We start from the raw sequence: 25,160 nt of genomic DNA on the forward strand, positions 1-25,160 counted from the left end.
TTGCTACTTGGCTATAAACGGTTGTTTGTTGGAAGCACTTAAGCCTCCAGGGGCAAGGCAACCCAATGTCCCTTACTCACCTCTACTAATTGCGAGTTCTCCACATGGTATCTGTCTTCCTCCCAATGCCCCTCCGCGGGCTCCCTCTTCTTCCGGGATTCAATCTTCGGATCGGGTACAGGAATGGCATCCAGCAATGACTTAGTATAAGCGTGCTGTGGATTCGCATACAATTCCTCACTCTCGGCCAGCTCTACGATTTTGCCCATATACATAACCGCAACCCGGTCGCTGATTCGCTTGACCATGGACAGATCATGCGCAATGAACAAGTAGGTCAGTCCCAGTCGCTGCTGCAAATCCTCCAGTAAGCCAACGACCTGGGATTGAATAGAGACATCAAGCGCAGAGAGCGGCTCGTCACATACGATAAATTTTGGATCTACCGCCAGTGCCCGGGCAATACCGATACGCTGCCGCTGACCTCCGGAGAATTCATGAGGATAGCGCTCGGCAAACACCGGATCCAGCCCCACCAGATCCAGTAGTTCTTCGATTCGCTTCTTGCGCTCTGCACGGCTTCCTGCCAAGCGATGTACATCCAGTGCCTCACCGATAATATCAGCGATCTTAAGACGAGGGCTGAGCGAAGCGTAAGGGTCTTGGAATATCATCTGCATATAGCGGCGCATGGTCTTCATTTCCTTGGAAGACAGGTGATTTACGGGCATGCCCTGGTACAGCACCTCTCCTCCCGTAGGCTGATGCAGACGTAATATCGCCCTTCCGGTCGTCGACTTCCCACTGCCTGATTCGCCAACGACCCCTAGCGTCTCACCTTCGTGAATGTGGAAGCTAATGTCATTGACTGCCTTCAGCACCCTTCCCTTACCCAAATCAAAGTATTGCTTCAATGCTTTGACCTCAATGAGCGGCTTGACCGCTGAACCGCTTAGAATAGTCGCCGCTGGCTTCGGCACCTTCTGCTCATCCAGACGAGGCAACGAATTCAACAACTTCAATGTATAAGGATGACGGGCATGGTCAAAGATTTCTTCGGTGGTTCCTCGCTCCACGATTTCCCCATCCTTCATGACCAGTACGCGGTCGCACATCCCGGCAACAACACCCAAATCATGTGTGATGAGAATAATAGATGTGCCAAAACGCTCCTGCATGCTCTTCATCAAGCTCAAAATTTGCGCCTGAATCGTCACGTCCAGCGCGGTCGTCGGTTCATCGGCAATCAGGAGAGCCGGACGGCAAGCCAGGGCAATGGCAATCATGACCCGCTGCCGCATTCCTCCGGAGAATTCATGCGGGTATTGATGATAACGCAGTTCGGCATGTCTGATACCAACCAGCTTGAGCATCTCCAGCGCCTGCTCTTTGGCTTCCTGGCGGGATACCTTCAAATGCTTGATCAAACTTTCGGAGATTTGCTCTCCAATCTTCATCGTAGGGTTAAGCGAGGTCATCGGATCTTGAAAAATCATGCCGATATCCTTCCCCCGAATGCCCTCCATCTGCTTCTCGCTATATTCCGCCAGGTTGGTTCCGGCAAACCAAATCTCCCCGCCGTTGATATAAGCAGGTGGCGAGGGTAACAATCTCATAATGGAGCGAGCGGTCACACTCTTACCACTGCCTGATTCTCCAACAATCCCCAGCGTTTCCCCTTTTCTAACCTCAAAGCTGACATCGCGTACGGCGGCAACCTCACGGTCCCGTGCCTCAAAAGAAACGGACAAATGGCTCACTTGCAATATAGACTCCATACCGGCAACACCTTTCAGAGGTTGTTCAAAAAGTCGTCCTGTAAACCCGACTTTTTGAACTCGCATCTTAGTATAAAAAAAATCATCATTGACATAAAAAATATCCTCCAATAATATATACTATATCTATCGGAATAATGCAATTTATAGAGAGAGAAGGGAGGTCAGGCACTGATGAAACCTGCAGCCACCTACGCGAAAATGTTTGCAGATCCATCCTATAAATATTTCTTGCTCCTCCTTGGAGCCCCGGTCAATCTTGTTGCTCTGGTCGTCTATTGGGCTCAACGGAGAAAGGATGCTTATCGTGTTCTATTCACCGAGACTCACGCAGCGCTCCTGGAATCCGATGGCAAGCTCAAGGTAGAGGCCGAAACGCTGGAGCAACTCCGATGTAAGATGAGCTTTTTCGGGGAGACTCTATCCCCGGAGAAGCTCAGGCGGCAAGCGGAGAGAGTAACCGCAGATAAACTCCGGCAGCAAGCTGTCATAGAGACGGAGCGCAAGCTGGAGCTCCGCGGGGTATCCGAAAGCAGCTACGTGAGTGTTGTCCAGAACCTGCTTGCTCGCCCGATTTTTTTTGGCTTTTCACTGATTGCCGGAATACTGATGTATGCCTTGATGCTGGTATATAGCAATCCTTATGTGAAGTACATCTTCGAGCGCATCGTCATGAGCTTGTTCGTTATTCTTGGCGTTTCGGTGCTGGTCTTTACCATCCTGTACTTGTCACCGATGAACCCGGCCGCCAACATTTTGGGAGAGACGGCCACGGACGAGCAAATTGCCCAGTTCAACAAGATTTACGGGTTGGATCAATCCTACCTGGTCCAGTTATGGAACAACATCAAAGGCATCCTTACCTTCGATTTGGGTAAATCCTTTGCCGGGAACGAGCAAGTAACAGCAACGATCGCCCGAAAGTTCCCGATTACACTGACGTTAACCGTCATATCGCTGGCGATGTCTGTGCTGATTGCCATTCCGATCGGCATCCTGTCTGCCATGAAGCGAAATTCATTCTGGGATTATTCATTTATGTTCATCGCACTGATTGGCTTGTCCATTCCGAGCTTCTGGCAAGGTCTGATCTTTATTCTGAATTTCTCGATCAAGTTACACTGGCTTCCGGCCACCTATAACCCGCAAAATGCCCTGTCGCTCATCATGCCTACCGTGGTGCTGGGAACCGGACTGACGGCTGCGGTAGCAAGGATGACCCGCTCTTCCACACTGGAGGTCATTCTGGAGGATTACATGGTAACCGCCAAGGCCAAGGGATTGAACCAGCGGCAAATTCTGTTCAGGCACGCAATTCGCAACGCCATCATTCCGATTATCACCGTCATTGGTTTGCAATTTGGCGCCATGCTAGGTGGCTCGGCAGTCACGGAGAAGGTATTTAACATCAGTGGGATCGGAAGCTACATCGTAGACAAACAATTTATTCCCGATATTCCCAGCATTCTTGGCGGGGTTGTCTACACCGCAATTACGATTTCATTGATCAATGTCATCATCGACGTCCTGTACGCCTTCTTCGATCCGCGTATCCGGACCAAGATGAAACATTACTAGAGCAGGTGCAATTATGGCTAAATTAACGCTTAAATCTTCTTTGGAATATAGCGAGGCAACATTCTCGTGGATTGTGACAGCGGGAATTGCAGTAATTCTGCTGCTCAGCAGCTACGATCTGTGGACTCAAGCGGTAAGGCCTTATGTGCTGGTCATCGCGCTGGTCTATCTTCTGTTCGCTCTGTTGCAGCTTGGGCTCGCTTGGCTAATTCGCAACGATATCGCACGGTGGGGGGCTATTCGAAGCTCCACACGAGCGTTGGGTTATATCCAGTTGTTAAGTCTGTTTAGTGGCAATCTGTTTATCACTGCCTCAGCGTTGCATCTGATCAAGAGGGACAGAAATACGGAATATACGCTGGCGGTTTATACCTTGCTGACAGGTTTGTTCGTCATCGCCATCTCTGCACTTAATCTGTTCAAGCCGTATGTCGCCGACACATTTTTGCCGACCCTATCCTTCTTGCTGATCACAACAGTGTTCCATCTCATTACCTTGCTGCTGGTTGCCAGGTATATGAAGGGGAGAATAACAGCTCCATGGCTCAGTCTGGTTGCGATTATCCTTATTATGACTTCAGTAACGGGGAACCTCTTCGCCCTGCTGCTTGGCATTAATCTGCTGATCAAGATTCGTCACAACGGGAAGCCCGCCACGGCCAAGTGGGAAGAGGTATGGGGAAAGTTAACACGGAGCACCACCTCGATGATTGGCTTATTCTTCATCGTGTTCTTGGTCTCCATGGCAGTGTGCAGCTATTTTACCTTTGATTATGCCATGGCCACGGAGAATAATTACTCCGCCATTCTCCAGCATCCCAGCCTGGCTTACCCGCTGGGCACGGATAATTTTGGCCGATGTCTATTCACCAGAATTGTGTTCGGTGCCCGGATTTCGCTCATTGTCGGCTTCTTCTCCACGTTAATCCCCGTGGTCATTGGCGGAGCACTTGGAGCGATATCAGGGTATTACGGACGACGTACTGACAACATCATCATGCGGCTGCTAGATGTGCTGTACGCTATTCCCGGTATCCTGCTCGCCATTGCCATCATCGCTGCATTTGGAGCGAACACCTTCAACCTGATTATTGCGCTTAGTGTTGGGGCGATTCCTACTTACGCAAGGACAATGCGGGCTAATGTCTTGCTGGTATCTACCTTTGAATATGTAGAGGCCGCCCGTGCCTTGGGCACGCGGGATTTGCTTATTATTCTCAAGCACATTATTCCGGGATCACTGGCACCAATGATCGTTAAATCTACCCTGACGATCGGCGCCGCCGTCATATCGACGAGCAGTCTCAGCTTCCTGGGCCTAGGCGTAGAACCTCACATTCCAGAGTGGGGCAATATTTTGAAGCTGGGAAGCACGTATCTGGAATCTCACTCTTATTTGGCGATATACCCCGGTCTGGCTATCATCCTGCTCGTCCTGTCCTTTAATTTCCTGGGTGATGGACTCCGCGATGCGCTTGATCCCAAGCTGGGCTGAATCATATATTAAATTATTTTACTTAGGAGGAACCAACGATGAAGAAAATTTCTTTGCTTGCCCTATTACTGACGTTTACTCTGGTGGCAAGCGCCTGCACCGTGAAGACCAAATCCGAGGCGACCGAACCTGCAAATGAACCCTCTACTGAAACGGTCACAGAGGCTGCTCCTGTCAATATTGAGCTACTTGGCATTGCCTCCAATGAATCCGACTTGAATATCGTTCGCGACCAACTGGTTAAGAACGGCTTCACGGTCAAGCTCAACATCCAGCCCGACTACGGCAGCTTCAAGGCTCAGCAAGACGCAGGCAATTACGATATTGCCCATTCCAGTTGGACCACGGTTACAGGCAACCCCGATTATGCGGTGCGCTCCCTGTTCATATCAGGAGGGGACTACAGCATTCAGAACGACCCTGAAATCGATAAGCTGATTAATCAAGCTGCCACGGAAACGCCTGAGCAATACAAGGAGACGTATAAACAACTGGAGCAGCGGCTTGTGTTCGACAAAGCCTATATCGCACCGCTGTATATTTCCTTGAAGAGTCAGGCAGTGAACCAGGATATTCTGAATGCCGATACGGTAAGACTGTCCAAATCGCGGGCCTTGGCTTGGGAGAGTATCGACTTCAAGGATACATCCAAGAGTGACAGCGATCCGCTGATTCTGACTCAGGCCGCTTCCGTTCTGACCTCCCTGGACCCGATTAAGGGTAACGACGGTTCGATCAATCAGTTGAATACAAATATCTATGTTCGTCTCATTAATCTGACGGATGACGATCAAATTACGTCCGATGGCTCTCTGAGCTTCAACCATACTATTGCCGAAGGGAATTCGGAATACTACTTCCTGCTGCGCGACGATATCAACTTTGCCAAGATTGATAATAAGACAGCCGTTGATACCGGCGAACGCGTAGGGGCCGACGACGTTGTATTCTCGCTGAACCGGGCCAAAGATAAGGATTCGGTGCCCGACCACCGGACCTACAGCTTGCATGAGCATATCAAGACGGTAGAGATCGTCACGGATGTAGCCTCTCTGGACTCTATTCAGTCAGCTTCCGGAGGGGGCAGTGTGAAGGCAGCCCTGGAGACAGGACTGGATAACAGCATCAAGGAACTCGTGGCCGACAAAACCCAAGCGGATAGCCAGGCGGGCAAATATCAGGTGATCAAGTTGACCACGACCGAGCCCTTCCCGCAGGTATTAAATTATTTGGCTCACCAATCGGCCGGGATCGTGTCCAAGAAGCAGGTAGAAAGCATTAATACCTATGACGTAGCTAACTTCGACGTTAACAAGGATATCCCTTACGGCGATCAAAATACGGTCACTGAGGGTGCGCAATACAATAATACCCTGTATGCCAGCGGTCCTTACATTCTGTCGCACAAGAACGACTATGAGGGGGTCTTTTATAAAAACCCCGGCTACCGCAAGGGCTCTGAGCATGAGCCTAAAATCTCGACGGTAAACGTTCGCTTTATCGCCGATGCGGATAGTGCCCTGTCCGCCTTGCGCAATAGCGAGATTCACCTGTATTATGGTGTACCTGAGACCAAATACGATATCGTGAAAAACGATAGCAAGCTCAAGCTGCAAAGCATCGAGAGCAATGGTGTAACCTATCTGCTGTTCAATACCAAGAACCGTGAAGTAGCAAGCAGTGAAGCACTCCGAAAGGCTGTGTTGTACTCCATTAATCAAGATGAGATTCTGGCCTTCTACAATAATAATAAAATCAAGGCCGTCTCCACCGTAAGTCCGTTGGTTGATACCGGGAATGAACTGGTGGCAGATGCGAACAAGGTTAAGGAATATCTCACTGAATACCATAACAGTAAATAAACAGGATACAAAAAAACCTTCACGTCCGCTTGCAGGGATACGTCCCTGTATTGCGGGCTTGAAGGTTTTTTCAAGTTGATTATTGCCTTACGGCTGATGTCGCAGCTCGATACGGATCGTCCCGTGGCCCGGCGAAGGATCTATCTGCGTGGGGACAAGCTTCCATTGGCGATGAATGATTTGTTCCAATTCATCTGCCTCTGGCTTGGACAGGTCCAGCCCATCCAAGGCTAATGCATCTTGCAACTGCACATAGTCGGTGCCCTCGGCTTTGCCGAACCGAAAGCCCAGCAGCCGCTTCAGGCCACCGATGTGCAAGAACTTGAAGCTGTATCCTTCGCGAATAGCCCGTTCCCAATCCTCGTCAAGCTCCTTGGCCGTATTCAGTCGCTCGGCAAAGTCCATCTTCGAATCATGAACCCGGTCCAGAATCGGACTGAAATCACCGGATTTCAGGCAGGCAATCACTTCCTCATCACTAACTCCACCACTTCGGCAGTTCTCGATCAGCATCCCCACCGGAATGGACAGCAATACCCGGCCCACTTGCGCCACTTCCTTCGGCAAATAACGCACAAACCAGTCATTCACCCGATGCAGCACATCCGTCCGATAGCTAGGTTTCCCGGTCTTTAGCAGCATATGGTTGGAGGCTGGATAACGAACCAGTGCTGTCTCCCGGCCCAACCGCTTCAAAGCCACATAGAGCTGGTCCGCTTGCTCCACCGGGCAACGCATATCCTGTTCTCCATGAATAATAAGCAGCGGAGTATGGATTTGCTGGACATGAGCAAGTGGAGATAAGCGCCAGAGCAGATCGGGGTTCTCCCAAGGATTGCCGCCAACGATGCCTTCTGTATAAGAAATGCCGATATCACTCATGCCATAGAAGGACATCCAGTTCGAGATACTACGCTGGGTTACCGCAGCCTGGAATCGATCTGAATGAGCAATAATCCAGTTGGTCATCAGCCCGCCGTAGCTACCGCCTGTGACGCCAAGACGCGTGTCATCAACAAAGTCGAACCGGCTCAATGCTTCGTCAAGTCCTGCCATCAAGTCATCATAGTCACAACCGGTAAAGTCCCGGCGCACGGCCCGAGCGAATTCTTGCCCATAACCGAAGCTGCCACGCGGGTTCAGGAACAAAATAGCATAACCTTGAGCCGCCAAGCACTGCAATTCATGACTATACGTGCCGGAGTACATGGCATGGGGTCCACCATGAATCTCCAGAATGAGCGGAGCCTTCTCCCCCGCTGTCAGCCCTGCCGGGCGCATCATCCAGGCCTGAACTTTAATGTCCGCAGCCGTTTCGAACCAGAAGGACTCTGGCGTGCTTATAGCAAGTTGCCCCATCAGTTCATCATTCTTATCCGTCAGGCTTAGCTCCTCTCCCGACTCCAGATTCAATCGGAATAATTCCCCGGGCGCATTCACCAAAGCGGTTGCTGTCACCATAAAGGCGCCATCCGGTGCAAGAGCGAACTGATAGGTATCTCGCTCCCCGGTGGCGAGTGGCTCATAACTCCCATCAGGTCGGAAGCTATAGACCGTTGCACTGCCATGTAGCGTACCAAGCGCATACAGCTCCCCACTCGGCCCATACAGCGGAGCAGGAGAAGGACCTGCTGCCTTCATGTCGCTCAGTACGAAGTTGCCGATTTGCACATCAAATTCATCTATAAATGGCTCCGGCTTCCCGCCAGAGGAAGGCACGGTGTAGAGCCGATTTTGCGTCCCGCTCCCATATGCACGGTCATTGGCTATCATCGCGAACTCACTTCCGTCGGGTGAATAGCTGAACTGGCTGATTGCCAGGGTGAAGTCCGTCACTCTGCGACTTTGTCCATCCTCAACTGTGGTCACAAAGATATCATTGAAGGCAATCAAGTCAGGATCGGCTTGCTCATCCTCCACTTGCTTGGCCAGATAAGCCACAGAGCGGCCATCCGGCGACCAGCGAGGCTGGGCAACGTCAAAGGCCCCTGAGGTAAGCTGGACGGCTTCACCGCTACTCAGGTCCAGCACGAACAAGTGGGTATGAAGTCCATTCCACAAGCCACTTCCCTCGGCCTTTGGCACGGTGCGGGTATAGAGCTTGCCAGCCTGCGACTCCCGCTTGCGATCCTCCTCCAGGGTCAGCGCCTCCCGCTCTGCATCAAGGCTTAATGCGGACAAATAAGCTAGTCTACTTCCATCGGGCGACCAGACAAAGGCGCTTACGCCACGCGTCGCGTGCGTCAGCGGACGGCACTCTCCGTCATTCATGGAGAGCACCCATACCTGCCGACTGCCTTCGTGCATGCGCAAGAAAGCAAGCTGTGACCCATCCGGTGACCAGGCCGGGGCCATATCCTTGCTCCCATCCGTCAGCGGTCGATCATCGCCACCATCCTGAGCAACAGCCCTGATTTGCGTCACATATTCGTTCTTTGTGGCATCTATCGTTTTCATTACGTAAGCAATCGTTCCACTGGTATTGATAACCGGATCGCTGATCCAGCGGTATTCATAGAGATCGTCAGGCATCACAAGTCTTTCAGGCTTCAATCCAATCCCTCCTCATCAGTTGGCTGGCCACCCGTTATTTCCCGGGAATGCCCCAGACCTCACCTAGAAACTGCACCATTCGTTCCACCGCACGGTCGACCAGGATTTGGCCCTTCTCCGCCGAGGCTTGGTCAGAGTGACCTACCGTGCCCCATTCGCTGTTGTCGGACAGCTTGCCGTACTTCATAATTTCCGGGAAAGCATCCTGCTTCTTTCGCTCGACAGACATAGTCTTCTCCATATTCACAAGTTCAGGATGCAATGCGAGCATGACCGACGTACCTGCTTCCCCGGCATGGGAATGGGCCAGTGGCCCGGATTCCAGCACATTCTGATCAACGCGCTGCATAAACCGCCACACGTCAATCTGGGCCTTGCGAATGTCCGGGCGCTCCCGCAGGGAATAAGCAATTTGGCTAATCATCGGCACATTGCCCGCGTGTCCGTTGATAAACAGAAAGTCTTTGAAGCCCCATTTTAGCAAGCTGCCCACCACATCATTCAAGTAGGCTTTGAAATGCTCGGGACGAATTGTGACGGTACCCGGAAATTCATCCAGCATCGAGGAATCTCCCACCTCAAGGGTGGGGCCGATCAGAGCATCAACCCGCTGGGCGACGCGCTCGGCTAAGCCGGCTGCCACCAGCGTATCCGAACCTAGCGGCAAGTGGGGACCATAGACCTCAAACGCACCTACCGGCAATATGACCAGATCCGTCTTGGCCTTGCGTTCGCGGAACTCCGTCCAGCTCATTTCCTTCATCAAGGAACGGTTCTTCATGCTTCCAAGCCTCCTTCATTTAGGGGAAAATGACATGCTGCCAAATGCCCGTCCCCGTGATCCACAAGCTCTGGCGTATGCACGCGGCACGTCTCTTGGGCATAAGGACAACGCGTGTGAAACGCACAGCCCTGCGGCGGATTCGCCGGGCTTGGCATCTCCCCGGACAGCGGCTTCCGCTTCTTGCGCAGCCGGGGGTCGGGAACCGGAACCGCTGCCAGCAATGCCTCGGTATAAGGGTGCAGGGGTCTGGCAAACAATTCATCCCGCTTCGCCATCTCCACAATTTTGCCCAAATACATGACAGCAATCCGGTCACTGATATGCTTAACCGTCGGCAGACCATGGGCGATAAATATATAAGTTAAATGAAATTGCTCCTGTAAATCCTTAAGTAAATTGAGGATTTGCGCCTGAATCGAGACATCCAGCGCCGATACCGGCTCGTCGCACACGATCAGCTTCGGTCTTAGAGCAAGTGCCCGGGCAATCCCGATGCGCTGCCTTTGCCCGCCGCTGAACTCATGGGGATGCCGGTCAATATGATGCTCGCCCAATCCCACCGTTTCCAATAGCCGCAGTACCTCGTTACGCAGTTCCTTGCCCGAGGCCAAGCCATGTACGATTAACGGCTCCGCTACGATGTCAAAAACCTTCATTCGTGGATTGAGCGAGGAGTACGGGTCCTGGAAAATAAACTGCAAATCCCGTCTGATCTCCCTGATGGCTTCTCCACTCATGTCAGTCAATGGCTTGCCGTCAAAGACAACCTCGCCCTCTGTCGGTTCAAGCAAACGTGTAATCAACTGTCCGGTCGTCGACTTCCCACAGCCGGATTCGCCCACAAGTCCCAGCGTCTCACCGGGGAATACGTTAAAGTTCAAGCCATCCACCGCCCGAACGGCGCCATCGCTGCGGTTAAACCATCCTTTGGATATCGGGTAATGCTTCTTGAGACCACGCACCTCCAGCAGAGGGGCTGTCTCAATTTGTTCTTTATTCATAGAGCAACCTCCTCGGCACGATGGCAGCTAACCCGGTGGCCATCCCGCTTCTCTTCCAATGCAGGCTTGATCTCACGGCAAATATCTTGCGCGTAGGGACAACGAGGATGGAAGGGACAACCGGACGGCATTTGCAGCAGATTGGGCACAGAACCCGGAATGGAGTCCAGCCGTTCCTTCTGCTCCGTCATAGTAGGCAAGGAACCCATCAAGCCTATGGTATAGGGATGGCCAGGGCGCTCAAACAGTTCATACACCGTCGCTTCCTCCACGATTTCACCAGCATACATCACGATGACCCGGTCGGCCATTTCTGCCACCACACCCAGATCATGCGTGATAAGGATAACGCCGGTATTCTCCTCCTTAGCGAGCGAATCAATCAGCTCCAGGATTTGGGCCTGAATCGTCACATCCAGAGCGGTTGTAGGTTCATCAGCAATCAGCAGCTTCGGCCTACAGGCCAGGGCAATCGCGATCATGACCCGCTGGCGCATCCCACCGGACAATTGGTGAGGAAATTGCGCAGCTACCTTGGCTGCTGCCGCAATCCCCACCCGCTCCAGCATTTCAATGCTTTGAGCCTTGGCTGCGGGCTTGCTCAAGCCACGATGCCTGCGCAGCACTTCAGCAATTTGAAAACCAATCGTAAACACAGGGTTCAGCGACGTCATCGGCTCCTGGAAAATCATCGAAATTTCGTTCCCCCGAACATTTCTCATCTTCTGGGGAGATAGCTTCAAGAGATCCTTGTCCTCAAACAGAATGGAGCCGCCCTCAATCTTCCCGGGTGCCGACACCAGGCGCATGATAGACAGAGAGGTGACGCTCTTGCCACAGCCGGATTCGCCCACGATGGCCAGTGTCTCGCCCGCCTGCACGGAGAAGCTGACCCCGTTCACCGACGGGATCGTCCCGTTGTCCGTATGAAATACCGTTCTTAGCGATTTCACTTCAAGTAAACTCATGTTCGCATCGCCTCCTTCTGCTCCATACTCCATCGTTAAGCCTTCATCCGTGGGTCAAGGACATCACGTAGCCAATCGCCCAGGAAGATAACGCCCAGCACGGTCACCGTAATGGCAATCCCGGGGAAAGTAGCTACCCACCAGCTCGTCGCTACATACTGGCGTCCATCGCTCAGCATCCCGCCCCAGGATACGTCCGGCGGTGTAATGCCCAGGCCCAGGAAGCTCAGCGAAGCCTCCAGAATAATGGTGGTGGCTACGTTCATCCCCGATATGACGATGAAGGAGGATAACACGTTGGGCAGAATATGGCGGAAGATCACCCGGCTATTCCGGGAGCCCACGGCTTTGGCTGCCTTGACGAAATCCCGCTCCTTGATGCTGAGTACCTCTCCGCGCACCACTCTGGCATAGGACACCCAATTCGTAAATCCGATGACGAAGATCAGCGTACCCAGTCCCGGACCTACCACGGCTAACACCACCAGCATCAGCAGAATGGTCGGAATGGCAATGAAGGCATCAGCCACGCGCATAATCAAGGCGTCCACCCACCGGCCATAATACGCTGCAAGCAGACCCAGTACCGCACCAATCGCTCCCGATACGAGTACAGCACCGATTCCGACGATCAGGGATACCCGTGATCCGTAGACAATCCGACTCCAAATGTCGCGCCCCAGATTATCTGTTCCCAGTAAATGCCCGCCAGTTCCCTCGCTTAGCCACGAAGGAGGCTTAAGCCGATTAATCGGATCTACCTGACCCGGGTTATGCGTAGCCAGGAGAGGGGCAAGGACGGCAATCAGCACAACAATTAGCACTAATGCAGCGCCAACGGTACCGGTTTTACTTTTTAAGAGAAGCCTGAGTACATGCTTGAACCCACGCTGCCGCACGGCAATAGGCTCTAGCTCGTCCGCTCCGGGCAACTGTATGTTCGATGACGATGATGATGAAGCTGCCAATAAGATCCTCCCCCTTCCTTAGCTGTACTTGATGCGTGGATCGAGCAGCCGATAGACTACGTCCGTTAGCAGGTTCATCAAAATGACGAAAACGGCAATCACGAATACAGCCGCCTGCACAATCGCCATATCATGGGTATTTACCGCCGATACCAGCAGTTGGCCGAGTCCTGGCCAGGCAAATACCGTTTCCGTAATCAGCGTGCCTCCAATCAAGCTGGTGAATTGCAGGCTCATAATGGTAACTACGGGAATCAGACCATTGCGCAAAGCATGCTTGCCAACCACAACCGCCTCCACGATGCCTTTGCTCCGAGCTGTACGGATATAGTCCTGACTCAAAATCTCCAGCATGCTGGAGCGAATTAATCTTGTCATTTGCGCCGCCAGGCCTACGCCAAGTGTAATAGCGGGCAGGACCAGATGGCTGAAGCCGCCCCGGCCGGATACGGGAAAGATCTTGAAGATGACAGACAAGAACAAAATCAGCATGATCCCCATCCAGAAGTTAGGCATGGCCTTGCCCAGCACGGAGAACCCGGAAATGAACAAATCAGAGAAGGTGTTACGTTTGACTGCGGACCAAATGCCCGCGGGTACGGCAATGACAATAGCAAATACCATGGCCGCTACCGCCAGTTCGAAGCTGGCAGGCAAGCGTTCCAGCACAAGCGGTAACGCAGGCTGATTATAGCGGAAGGAAGTGCCGAAATCACCCTGCACCGCATTTACAATGAACAATCCATACTGCTTGTATAGCGGCTCATTCAAACCCAGTTCCTGGGTAAGCAGTGCCCTGTCCTCATCCGTCGCCGTCTCTGGAAGCATCAAGGCGACCGGGTCGCCGGTAACCCGAACAAGTATAAATACAATCAGCAAAATCAATACGAGCACAGGTATCATTTGCAATAATGATTTCGCAATAAATTTGCCCACAGCCTCGTTCCCCCCCGGTGAATGGACGGGAAGCAGGCGGAGAATCAAGATTCCCGCCCGCTTCCCGCTGCCTGATTCAATTAGTTTTTCGGTGAAATTTCATCAGCAAAGTACATTTCGTCCCGGCGCGGCGAGAAGTCCACCTTCGCCCCTACGCCATACATGCCTTCCATCTGGAAGAGGTACACCGCTGGACGCTCGTCAGCAAAGATCTGTTGAACCTGCTGATATTGCTTCTCGCGCTCTTCCGGATTCATGTTCTGGGAAGCGCCTTGCAGCAGCTCTTCAACTTCCGGATTGTTGTAATCCGTTTCACCCTTGGCACGTTCCGCCAAATAGCGGGTGTAGTTATTGGAGGCATCATTCATGGAGTTGCCAATCCCGATCATGAAGATTTCGCCAAAGGTCTTGGAGGTCATCTTCTCGCTGAAGGTGCTGGCTTCCAATACGTCGAGATTTACCTTGAAGCCTACCTCGGTCAGCATAGCCGCTACCACCTGAGCATACTCGCTGTATTGCGATTGAACGGACATGGAGACCTCAGGACCGCCGTTAGCATACCCAGCATCTTGCAGCAATTGCTTGGCCTGGTCCACATCGTACAACGATTGCTCGTATAGACTCGGATCGGCACCGAAGTTGCCCGGTGTGACTGAGGTACGGGTCAGGATGCCTGCGCCCCCGGCAATACTGTCCACGATGGCTTTCTTGTCAATCGCCAAATCAATGGCCTCACGAACCTTAGGATCCGCCGTTGGAGTGCCTTCTGTATGACGCAAAATAAGCTGGAGAACACGCTGAATCGGGGCAGTAACCACGTTCATGCCCTCGCCTTCAATACGACCCACATCTGTCGATGGAACCGAGGCGATAATATCCACCCCACCGGTCAACAATTCCGAGACACGGGTAGAGGCTTCAGGAATAGAGCGGAAGACCACCTTGTCCCATTTAGGCGCATCGCCAAAATAATTCTCATTCTTCAAGAGTTCAACCCGGTCATCGCGTTGCCAGCTTCCGAATTTGTAAGGCCCGGTACCTACAGGAGCCTTCAGAAATTCATCCATGCCCTTTTCTTCGATATACTTCGAAGGCAACATCCCCGAGCCCATGCGGGACAACCGGTTCAGCAAGAGCGGATCAGGACCGTCCGTCACGATATCTACCGTGTAGTCATCCACAATATTCACAGCGGTAATTTGCTTGTATAGCGAATTTTGCTTCAACGTGCCATCCGTGGCTACTCGCTCCAGCGTGAATTTGACATCCGCCGCTGTGAACGAATCACCGTTATGGAAGGTAACATCGTTACGAAGCACTAATCTCCATGTTGTATCGTCTACCTGTTCCCAGGAAGTCGCAAGAACCGGCAGCTTATTGCCATCATTATCATTCTTGATCAGGTAATCGAACATGTTCACCAGAACAGATTCGCTGACCGTGGTGTTATTGTTATGAAAGTCAAAGCTCTCGATATCCGTAGCATTTGCAATAGTCAGTGTTCCGTTATTAGGGCTTGCGTTGTTCGTGCCCGGGTCTGCTGCCGGATTGTTCGCAGCGCTGCCGCAACCCGAAACCACCAACATCACCAACACAAGTGCTGTAATACTCTTCATCCATGTTCTCTTCATGTGTATGCCCCCTAGTTATCAAGTAAGTTGTAAATACGTGAGTGCAATGGAAGACAGCAAGGCGACTCCATGAGGCAACGCCTGCTCATCCAGATCAAACATCGGGTGATGCAGCGGATAGCTGGTCCGCGGCTCGCCGGCATTGACGCCAAGACGGAAGAATACGCTAGGGACAGCTTCAGAGTAAAATGCGAAGTCCTCACCGCCCGTAGAAGGCTTGAGCGGAGTCCAGACCGGCTTGCCGAACAGCTTCTCGCTGGTCTCAATGACGAAATCTACCATCTTCTCGTCATTCACAACTGGTGGATAGCTGGCGTCATAGCGAAATTTGTAATCCGCTCCTAATGTTTGGGAAGCTCCCTTGACCGCTCTCTCGATGAGGGCCGGCATTTGCTTCCTTACCTGCGGAGAGAGGGTCCGTACGGTTCCCGTCATCCGTACCGAGGAAGCGATGGCCGTCGCCATGTCTCCCCCGTGAATCGTGCCGATGGTGACCACGGCGGGCTCCAGCGGGTCGACCATCCGGCTGGTCACATTTTGCAGTGCCGTAACCACTTGTGCAGCAGCGGCGATCGCATCGATCCCCTCGTGGGGTCTCGCGGCATGGCCGCCACTGCCGATAATCTCGATCTCAATAGGATCGGCTGAAGCAAAGGCGACGCCTTTATTACCTCCGATGGAGCCTGTAGGCAAGCCCGGATACACGTGCAGCCCCACCATGACATCCACCTTGGGATTGTCCAGCACGCCATCATCCATCATGGCCTTGGCTCCGGCATATCCTTCTTCCGCAGGCTGGAAAATAAACTTAATGTTGCCTTGCTTCGGCTTGCCGTATTCGGTTAGCAGCTTGGCAGCCCCCATCAGCATGGAAGTATGGGCATCATGTCCGCATAGATGGGCTTTTCCCGGTGTCTTGGAAGCATAGTCCGCCGTCTTCTGATCCTGAATCGGCAGGGCATCCATGTCCGCCCGCAAACCGATTGTCGGGCCGGGCTCTTCGCCGCGAAGCACCGCTACAACTCCGGTTCTGCCTACGCCAGCGGTAACCTCCAGCCCCAATCCTCGCAGATGCTGCTCTACTGCAGCAGCCGTACGAAGCTCCTCATAAGCCGTCTCCGGGTGTTGGTGAAAATCTCTTCTCCATGCAATCAGTTGTTCTTGCAATTGTTGTGACTTACGCAGCAGTTCGTCCATAGTCAAAACATGCCTGCCTCCTTATGATCTTGATGTGGTTGCCGAGTCCAGCGTTAAGGGAATATCCCCTTGCTCCTCAAACATTCTTGAGGATATGGCTTCAGCCGACTGACTGATATGCCTGCACATGATGTCTCTGGAAGCTTCGGCGTCGCGCCGGGATAAGGCTTGATACAAGGCCTGGTGCTCCTCGTTATTATGTGAACGAATCGTTTCATTATAAGGCATCAAATCCAATGCGGGATTGATCTTGGTACGAATCTGCCGGATCGAACGGTACAAGTAAGCATTCCCCGAGGCCTTGGCTACGCTCAGATGAATTTGTACATCCAGCGCCCGGAAAGTCTCCCGGGTACAAGCCGGGTCGGTACTAGCCTCAATATATTCCCGAAGTCTGTGAAGTTCCTCGTCGGTAATCTTCCCAGCCGCCAAATGAGCGGCCTGCGGTTCTACGATCGTCCGATATTCGAAGACCTCCATCAGCGCATCCCAGTTCCTAATCAGTTCTTCCCGATTACGACGGTGCGAATTCAGTGTCAGCGGCAGGATAAAGGTTCCGCCCTTGGCCCCAACACGCTTCTCTACCAGCCCTAGCTCTTCCAACTGGGCCAGAGCTTCACGGACCGCCAGACGGCTCGCTCCAAATATAACGGCCAGGTCCCGTTCCGAAGGGATTTGCTCATCACTCTTGAGTTCCTTCAATATAATCGCTTCTTCCAACTGCCCGAAGATAAAGTCACTAATTTTCTTGGAGGACACTTTCTCAAATTGCACAGGCAGATTCAAGGACACAGCACCACACCCGTTCATTGTATTTTGGAAAGATCTAAGGTTCACACCTTATACCATTAAGAAACTTTTTCTCACTATATCCCTGTTTTCCGACCATGTCAATATATATTAGTCTTTTTATTCAAGCTTGAAGCTTTATGCGGTAGATTTCATGTCATTCAGAAGGAATAACCGATATTTTCAACTGTAAATGTTATATTTCCTGACATATGGTTCATTAATTCCTCCTTAATGTACCCACTGGAACAAAGAAAGAGTCTGCTTCTGTGTGATATTATAGAGCTAGTAGGTTGGACTTATTAGCTTATAGTGGCTGAATTCAAGATTCGATGTCGAACCTACTCCTTGGACAACTTCGTCCTGTGAAGACGACTTTTTGAACAACCTCTTAATATAGAAAAGGAAGGGGATATCTGCGTGAAAATTACATTGCAGCAGCTCCGTTATGTTATAGAAGTAGCCAACCGGGGATCGATGAATGAAGCGGCCCGGCGATTGTTTATTTCACAACCGAGCCTTTCCAATGCGATTCGCGAGTTGGAGGAGAATATCCGTGTCACCATCTTTGAGCGGACGAACAAGGGAATTCTGCTCTCTAAGGAAGGCGCCGAATTTCTAGCTTACGCCAGACAGGTGATTGAGCAAGCCGAATTGCTGGAGAACCAATATCTCAATGCCAAGCCTTCGCCGCAGCACTTCTCCGTCTCCACCCAGCATTACGCATTTGCGGTCAACGCCTTCGTGAAGCTGGTGGATGAATACGGGCAGGACGAGTATGAGCTGGCCTTCCGCGAGACGAAAACGCATGAGATTATCAATGACGTGAAGAGTCAGCGCAGCGAAATTGGCATTCTCTATATTAACGAATTCAACTCCAAGGTCATCAACCGTCTGCTTAACGATGGCAACTTGATTTTTAACAGCTTGTTCAAGGCCAAGGCTCACGTCTTTGTCAGTATTCGCAATCCCCTGGCACAGCATCCAATCGTGACTCTTGAGCAGTTAGAGGATTACCCATACCTCTATTTCGAGCAAGGGGAATTTAACTCATTTCATTTCGCCGAAGAGATTCTGAGTACATTGTCTCACCGCAAAAGCATCAAGGTGAACGACCGGGCCACCCTGTTCAACCTGTTGATTGGACTTAACGGATACACCATCTCCACCGGGGTACTAAGCTCTGATCTGAATGGGAATGAGATTATCCCGGTACCCCTTGCCAGTGAGGAGACGATCAATGTCGGCTGGATTTGCCATCGTAATGCCAAGCTAACCAAGCTGGGCGCGGCTTATATCGAAGCGTTGGAGGAAACGGTACAGTACGAAGAACGTTGATATAGCTTTTAGCTATAGCGGGCAATAGCTTATTAGACTTACTCTATGAATGACAAAGTGTGCTATCTTATTCCTATCAATTTAATGAGGATAATCACTTAAGGAGTGGAGACGTACATGAAGAGCGCAAATCTGGGGTTCCCCCGTATAGGACGTAATCGTGAATGGAAAAAAGCATTGGAGGCCTTCTGGTCCGGCAAGCTGGAGGAACAAGACCTGCACGCCGAGCTGAAACGCATTCGTCTTGGCAACTTGAAGCTGCAGCAAGACAAGGGTGTTGAAGTTATCCCGGTGGGAGACTTTACGTACTATGACCACATTCTGGATTTGGCTGTGATGTTCGGTCTGATTCCACAAAGATTCGGCTACACTGGCGGTACTCCGGACTTGTCCGTGTATTACGCAATGGCCAGAGGCAATCGGGATGCCGCTGCCTTCGAAATGACTAAATGGTTCAACACGAACTACCACTATATCGTACCAGAGCTAGGCGAGCTTCAGCCAAAGCTGACTCGTAATCAACCGCTTGAAGCTTACCGTGAAGCCAAGGCTGAGCTTGGCATCGAAGGAAGACCGGTTATTGTTGGTCCTTACACCTTCCTCAAGCTGTCCAAGGGTTATAGCCCCGATCAGCTTCAAGCCTGGATCGACCGCTTGCTTCCTTTATATATTCAAGTCTTGCAAGAACTGGCGGCAGAAGGCGCTGAGTGGGTGCAAATTGATGAGCCCATCCTTTGCGTATCGCTCTCCGAGGAAGAAATCGGGCAGGTTAGCCAAATCTATAACAAGCTGACGCAAGAAGTACCAGGCATCAAGCTGTTCCTGCAAACGTACTTCGAAGCCGTGGATCATTATAAGGCAGTCACAGAGCTACCTGTACATGGTATCGGGCTGGACTTCGTCCATGATCATGGACGCAACTTGCAGTCGATCCGTGAGCTTGGCTTCCCGCAAGACAAGCTGCTCGGCGCTGGGCTGATCGATGGACGTAGCATCTGGCGGGCGGACCTGAAGGCCAAGCTGGACGTTCTGAACGTCTTGAGTGAAGCGGTCTCGGCCGACTGGTTGCTCATTCAACCTTCCTCGACGTTGTTGCACGTACCTTTCAGCGCAGCCGGTGAGCAAAAGCTCGATCCTGTTCTACGCGGAGCACTCGCTTTTGCCGAGGAGAAGCTGGAAGAGCTTGTATTGCTGGCCAAGGCTGGACAATCCGGTTATGAAGCCATCAGCAACGAAGCGGCTGCTGTAGAGCAAGCGCGTCAAGCCTTGCAACAATCGAGCGCCCGCCATCGTGAGCAAGTCGAAGCCGGGATTGCCGGACTCTCCTCCCAGCCGACATCGCGTCCAGACAGCTATGCTGTACGCCGTGGTATTCAAGAGAAGCGCTGGAACCTGCCTTTATTGCCAACGACTACCATTGGTAGCTTCCCGCAAACGCCCGAAGTGCGCAGCGCACGGCAAAAGTGGCGTAAGGGCGAATGGAGCAATGAGCGTTATGAGACATTCATTCAAGAGCAGATCGCAGAGTGGATCAAGATTCAGGAGGACCTGGGTCTCGATGTATTCGTTCACGGGGAATTCGAACGGACAGATATGGTGGAATTCTTCGGCGAGAAGTTTGCCGGGTTCGCCTTTACAGCGAACGGATGGGTGCAATCCTATGGCTCGCGCTGCGTGAAGCCGCCGATTATTTATGGAGATGTCGACTGGACGGCTCCGATTACCGTAGCAGAAACCGTTTATGCACAATCCTTGACTGACAAACCGGTCAAAGGAATGCTCACCGGTCCGGTAACGATCTTGAACTGGTCCTTCGTGCGGGATGACAAATCTCGTGAGGAAGTAGCCTATCAAATCGCTTTGGCCTTGCGCCAAGAGGTAGAAGCCCTGGAATCGGCCGGCATCGGCATGATTCAGGTCGATGAACCAGCACTGCGGGAAGGCTTGCCACTGAAGCGTGAGCAATGGGCAGCCTACCTGGATTGGGCAGTCAAGGCATTCCGCTTGTCCACTTCCACCGTCAAGAATGAGACACAGGTGCATACACATATGTGCTATAGTGAATTCCACGACATTATCGATTCGATTAATGCCCTGGATGCCGACGTTATCTCTATCGAAACCTCACGTAGTCATGGGGAGCTGATCGGTAGCTTTGAAGAGAATACCTATGATAAAGGAATCGGACTTGGCGTATACGATATTCATAGCCCACGCGTGCCTTCCGTCGAAGAAATGAGCGTCATGATCGACCGGGCCTTGAACGTATTGAGTCCAGATCAGTTCTGGATCAACCCGGACTGCGGTCTCAAAACGCGGAAATACGAAGAAACTGTCGCCGCCCTGCGCGTCATGGTGGAAGCAACAGAACAAGCTAGAAGTAAGTATGGTAAATAAATAAGAGTTACAGCCGTAACATAAACAACCGTCCTGGAGGCATGGAAATCGCCAACAGGACGGTTTTCATTATTTAACTCGCCATCCGTCCGTATTTTGCTGCAAATTCCACAAGCTTACATACAGACCTTGCTGTCCCAGCAATTCGGCGTGCGTTCCTTCCTCAACCTTGCTTCCCTGCTCCAACACAACAATCTGATTCGCGTTCTGAATCGTTTTTAGGCGATGCGCAATCAGGATAACCGTCTTGTTAGCTACCAACTCATTAATGGCCTGCTGTACGGCAGACTCGTTCTCCGGGTCCAAAGAAGCGGTGGCCTCATCCAGCAATACAATGGAAGCATTCTTCAAAAGAGCACGTGCAATGGAAATACGCTGCTTCTCCCCTCCTGACAGGGTCGAGCCTCCTTCGCCAACCGGTGTATCATATCCCTGCGGCAGACGTGAGATAAAATCATGGCAACAGGCACGCTTGGCCGCTTCTTCAATCTCTGCCTGCGTCGCATCCATCTTGCCGATTCTGATATTGTTGCCAATCGTATCCTGGAACAAATACACATCCTGAAACACCATCGAGATATCCCGTAGCAGACTGGAGGGGTCCATCGTACGGATATCCTTTCCCCCAATCCGAATTTCTCCTGCCTGGATGTCCCAGAAACGAGCCAGTAAACGCGTCACCGTACTCTTGCCGCTGCCTGATGGCCCGACCAGCGCCGTAATCGTGTTCGGCTCCATGCGGAAGGACAAATCCCGAAGAACCGGCTTGCTATCATCATAACCAAAGGTGACCCGGTCAAATTCAATAGGCGTATGAGGTTGAATGCTCGCCGTCCCCTGTAAAGGAGACTCCTGCTGCACATCCATAATTCGTTGCGCGCTATAGGCAGAATAGCGCATCTCTCCATAGTTCATAAGTACAGTGGTTAACGGCTCAAACACCTTGGTTCCAACCAGTAGGAACAGCAGGAACGAGGAAAGCGTTAGTTCACCCCCCACCAATAAATAGCTGCCTGCGAAAATCATCAGCGTCATGCCGGAGCGAGTCAGTAGCATAGCCCCCATAATCATGGGGCCCATGACTCCTTCCAAAGAAATTGAGGCACGCTTCAATTGATCAAAGGATTTCCTTAGACGCTCAAAGCGTTTACCGCCGATATTGTGAGCCTTAATCTCACGGATTCCCGCTAAATATTCTTGCAGACGGCTAGCCGCCTCATTTTTGGCCTTCACATGGTTCTCGCTCAGCCTTGCCTGCATCGAGTCTGTAAGCCAAAGTAGCAATACACCGAAAGGAATGGCTACAAACATGGCAAGCGCCATTCTCCAATCCAGAAATATCATCCCGGCCAGAGCGATCACAGGCAGCATAATGGCACTGATTAATTGAGGAACATTATGAGAGATGGTTTGTTCAACCTGTCCATAATCCCCAAGGAGCAAATTGGTAATATCACCGGGATCGCGCTTGCCGAAAAAGCCCAGGGAAAGGTGACGAATATGCTCTGCCAAGGATAGCCGACCCGTGGCCGCGACACTATAGGCTACCTTATACGTCTTATCATAAAGCGAGCTGTAAGCCGCATATTGCACAACCAGCCAGGCAAGTAGAATAAGGCTAACCGTCCACAGGCGTCCGACATTCAGCTCTGTCGCCCCGGTCTGGGAGAAGAAGCGGTAAATGGTGTTGAATATATCCACCAGCAGCGCCGCGGGCACAATCTTCGCCATCCCATCCAGCAATGCGGCGAATGTGGCCGGCCCTAAACTGCGAATATTGCCGCCCGATATATTGTGGAAATATTTAAGCATTCTCCATCCCCTCCTTCATGCCAGACACCGTTCTATCCACTTCTCCCAGCTTCCAGGTGGCCGCGCTGATATGAGCCCGCCATAACTGCTCATATAGTCCTCGCTTTTCCCGAAGCTCCTCATGCTTGCCACGTTCAACAATTTCTCCGCGATTCACGACCAGAATTTGCTCCGCTCCACAGATGGTGGACAATCGATGGGCTATAATCAGCACGGTCTTTCCCTTTACCAGTTCAACCAGACCCTGCTGGATTTTGTGCTCATTCTCGGCATCCGCATAAGCCGTCGCTTCATCCAGCACCAAAATTGGCGCATTCTTCAACAACGCCCGGGCAATCGCGATTCGCTGTGCCTCACCGCCCGATAAATAGGTACCCCCTTCGCCAATTCGGGTATTGTAGCCCTCTTCTAGCTGGACAATAAAGTCATGGCAGCAAGCCGTCTTCGCCACTTGGACAACCTCTTCGTGAGTAGCCGTTGTATTGCCCATTCTGATATTCTCTTCAATAGTATCGTAAAAAAGATGCACATCCTGGAACACAAAGGAGACGACATCCATCAGCTTTTCCGTACCCATTTCCCGAATTGGAACACCGCCGATCGTAATTTCGCCCTCCTGAACGTCCCAAAAGCGCAAAAGCAGGTTGGCAATGGTTGACTTTCCTCCACCGGAAGGCCCTACGAGCGCCGTCATTTCGCCAGCTCTGGCCGTAAAGCTGATTCCGTCCAGCACAGGCTTGTAATCCTTGCTCTCCCGGGCCTCATAAGCAAAGGATACTTGATCAAAGACAATATCATAGGAATCAGGAACGCGGGGAACCGCAGGCTCCTCGGTCATCGGCTCGGCAAAGATAGCCTCGATCCGCCGATTGCCTTCCACGACCTCCCGCAGACCACCGCCCAGATATAACAGCTTCAGCAGCGGTGCGGACAAGCTTGGCGCGACAATCAAGAATAAAATAAACGTGATAGCAAAAGCCTGGTTTGCCGAATCACCATTGAAGATAAGGATGCCGACAGGGACAATAAACACAAACAACGAGCTGATAATAACGAAAAACAAGCTATAGGAGGTTTTACATAAGTTCGTAATTCTCAAGGAAATATCACGGTATTTATCTACGGCCTGCTTGAATGTCAGGAAGGAGTCCGCTGTAATGCCGAATACCTTCACGGCAGGCATCCCTCTGACATACTCCACCCCCGTCGCATTCATCTCTTCCACCGCATATTGAAATTCGCGATAGGCTTTTTGCCCGTTTTCGCTGCCGAACATGCGGGACTGGAGCCAGATGCCGAAGGCAATCGGCAGAAGCAACACCAACGCCAGCCGCCAGTCGAGCCAGAACAGATAGCCAATCATGAGCAAAGGCACGACTGCCGCACTCACCATATCAGGCAGTTGGTGAGCAATGAACTGCTCCATTTTTTCGACACTGACTTCGATAATCTTCTTTAATTCGCCCGTTGCCGTTCTCGTATGATACCCCATAGATACCTTGGCCACATGCTCAGCCAGGCGTACCCGTAGCTGATATAAAATATTGAAGGCTGCAATATGCGAGCACATCCCGCCAATATACAGAGTAACCAAAGAAGCTAACAAAGCTACAAAAGTGGTCATCCCCCAAAACAATATCAAATCCTTATTGATATTCATGGGGTCCCGAGCATGTAGGAGCAGTTCTTCAATGATCTTGTATATCGCAACAAACGGAGCAATTTGCAAAAGACTGGAAAGCACGGAGAATACGCTCGCCGCAATTAGCAATGTCTTCTTCTCCCCAGCTATTCTAAGCAGTCCCGATACCTCGGATTTCGCTTTCATCAGGCATTCTCCTTATTCTTTGAAGTAGTATACGACCCTTAATTGATAATGATTATTATTATCAATTAGTTTCTTTGCTTTTACAAGTCTTTTCTCCATATAGACACGGAATAAGTAAAAGTTCATCCCTGTGGAATCTAATAGTAATAATTGCTATTGTTTGTTCTTTCCCGCCTTCACTCCACTCGCTTGACATGAATTATAAAAATACGTTAAAGTGTAATTAAATCGTAATTATTACGTTT

General features: G+C 51.4%; 17 protein-coding genes. 5 read left to right on the forward strand and 12 right to left on the reverse strand.

From position 1 onward, the window contains the following. Window positions 1-38: 38 nt before the first annotated feature. Window positions 39-1,778, reverse strand: a complete 1,740-nt coding sequence (locus tag AC1VOR_RS16275; protein WP_482619261.1) for an ABC transporter ATP-binding protein — start codon at window positions 1,776-1,778, stop codon at window positions 39-41. 174 nt (window positions 1,779-1,952) lie between these two features. Between AC1VOR_RS16275 and AC1VOR_RS16280 the strand changes: the two genes are divergently transcribed. The 3 genes from AC1VOR_RS16280 to AC1VOR_RS16290 are packed head-to-tail and all read left to right on the forward strand — an operon-like array spanning window position 1,953 to window position 6,713. Then, window positions 1,953-3,356 carry an ABC transporter permease gene (locus AC1VOR_RS16280; RefSeq protein ID WP_482619263.1) on the forward strand — a complete coding sequence of 468 codons (1,404 nt, stop codon included), beginning with the start codon at window positions 1,953-1,955 and terminating at the stop codon, window positions 3,354-3,356. A gap of 13 nt (window positions 3,357-3,369) precedes the next feature. After that, on the forward strand, window positions 3,370-4,851 hold the full coding sequence (locus tag AC1VOR_RS16285; protein ID WP_482619265.1) for an ABC transporter permease: 1,482 nt from the start codon (window positions 3,370-3,372) through the stop codon (window positions 4,849-4,851). A gap of 38 nt (window positions 4,852-4,889) precedes the next feature. Beyond that, window positions 4,890-6,713: an ABC transporter substrate-binding protein gene (locus AC1VOR_RS16290; protein ID WP_482619267.1), complete on the forward strand. Its 1,824-nt coding sequence runs from the start codon at window positions 4,890-4,892 to the stop codon at window positions 6,711-6,713. A gap of 87 nt (window positions 6,714-6,800) precedes the next feature. Here AC1VOR_RS16290 and AC1VOR_RS16295 read toward each other — a convergent pair whose 3' ends face one another. From AC1VOR_RS16295 to AC1VOR_RS16335, 9 genes are all read right to left on the reverse strand, one after another. Beyond that, a complete protein-coding gene (locus AC1VOR_RS16295) occupies window positions 6,801-9,266 on the reverse strand; it encodes a S9 family peptidase (RefSeq protein ID WP_482619269.1) in 2,466 nt (821 codons plus the stop codon). 34 nt (window positions 9,267-9,300) lie between these two features. Then, the gene (locus AC1VOR_RS16300; protein WP_482619271.1) at window positions 9,301-10,047 is read right to left on the reverse strand and encodes a creatininase family protein; all 747 of its coding nucleotides are present in this window, start codon (window positions 10,045-10,047) and stop codon (window positions 9,301-9,303) included. Then, window positions 10,044-11,051, reverse strand: a complete 1,008-nt coding sequence (locus AC1VOR_RS16305) for an ABC transporter ATP-binding protein (protein ID WP_482619273.1) — start codon at window positions 11,049-11,051, stop codon at window positions 10,044-10,046. Before AC1VOR_RS16305 ends, AC1VOR_RS16300 begins: the two co-directional genes overlap by 4 nt. After that, window positions 11,048-12,019, reverse strand: coding sequence for an ABC transporter ATP-binding protein (locus tag AC1VOR_RS16310; RefSeq protein WP_482619275.1), 972 nt, complete (start codon window positions 12,017-12,019; stop codon window positions 11,048-11,050). The genes AC1VOR_RS16305 and AC1VOR_RS16310 overlap by 4 nt, the downstream gene beginning before the upstream one ends. 35 nt (window positions 12,020-12,054) lie before the next feature. Continuing rightward, window positions 12,055-12,924 (reverse strand): ABC transporter permease, encoded by an 870-nt coding sequence (locus AC1VOR_RS16315; protein ID WP_482619490.1) that lies wholly within the window; start codon window positions 12,922-12,924, stop codon window positions 12,055-12,057. Between the two features lie 81 nt (window positions 12,925-13,005). Continuing rightward, window positions 13,006-13,923 (reverse strand): ABC transporter permease, encoded by a 918-nt coding sequence (locus AC1VOR_RS16320; RefSeq protein ID WP_482619277.1) that lies wholly within the window; start codon window positions 13,921-13,923, stop codon window positions 13,006-13,008. A gap of 80 nt (window positions 13,924-14,003) precedes the next feature. Next, window positions 14,004-15,554 carry an ABC transporter substrate-binding protein gene (locus AC1VOR_RS16325; protein ID WP_482619278.1) on the reverse strand — a complete coding sequence of 517 codons (1,551 nt, stop codon included), beginning with the start codon at window positions 15,552-15,554 and terminating at the stop codon, window positions 14,004-14,006. Window positions 15,555-15,572: 18 nt separating this feature from the next. Beyond that, window positions 15,573-16,757: a M20 metallopeptidase family protein gene (locus tag AC1VOR_RS16330; RefSeq protein WP_482619280.1), complete on the reverse strand. Its 1,185-nt coding sequence runs from the start codon at window positions 16,755-16,757 to the stop codon at window positions 15,573-15,575. 15 nt (window positions 16,758-16,772) lie between these two features. Then, window positions 16,773-17,543 (reverse strand): FadR/GntR family transcriptional regulator, encoded by a 771-nt coding sequence (locus tag AC1VOR_RS16335; protein WP_482619282.1) that lies wholly within the window; start codon window positions 17,541-17,543, stop codon window positions 16,773-16,775. Between the two features lie 423 nt (window positions 17,544-17,966). On the opposite strand from AC1VOR_RS16335, the gene AC1VOR_RS16340 reads away from it, so the two are divergent. Next, the gene (locus AC1VOR_RS16340) at window positions 17,967-18,878 is read left to right on the forward strand and encodes a LysR family transcriptional regulator (RefSeq protein WP_059049670.1); all 912 of its coding nucleotides are present in this window, start codon (window positions 17,967-17,969) and stop codon (window positions 18,876-18,878) included. A 117-nt stretch (window positions 18,879-18,995) separates the two neighbouring features. Continuing rightward, window positions 18,996-21,275, forward strand: a complete 2,280-nt coding sequence (metE, locus tag AC1VOR_RS16345) for a 5-methyltetrahydropteroyltriglutamate--homocysteine S-methyltransferase (RefSeq protein ID WP_482619283.1) — start codon at window positions 18,996-18,998, stop codon at window positions 21,273-21,275. 69 nt (window positions 21,276-21,344) lie between these two features. Here the strand turns inward: metE and AC1VOR_RS16350 are convergent, their stop codons facing one another. After that, a complete protein-coding gene (locus AC1VOR_RS16350; RefSeq protein WP_482619284.1) occupies window positions 21,345-23,087 on the reverse strand; it encodes an ABC transporter ATP-binding protein in 1,743 nt (580 codons plus the stop codon). After that, window positions 23,080-24,915 carry an ABC transporter ATP-binding protein gene (locus AC1VOR_RS16355; protein WP_482619286.1) on the reverse strand — a complete coding sequence of 612 codons (1,836 nt, stop codon included), beginning with the start codon at window positions 24,913-24,915 and terminating at the stop codon, window positions 23,080-23,082. The genes AC1VOR_RS16350 and AC1VOR_RS16355 overlap by 8 nt, the downstream gene beginning before the upstream one ends. Window positions 24,916-25,160: the final 245 nt, after the last annotated feature.

Source organism: Paenibacillus sp. 1SOY10, from assembly GCF_056836745.1.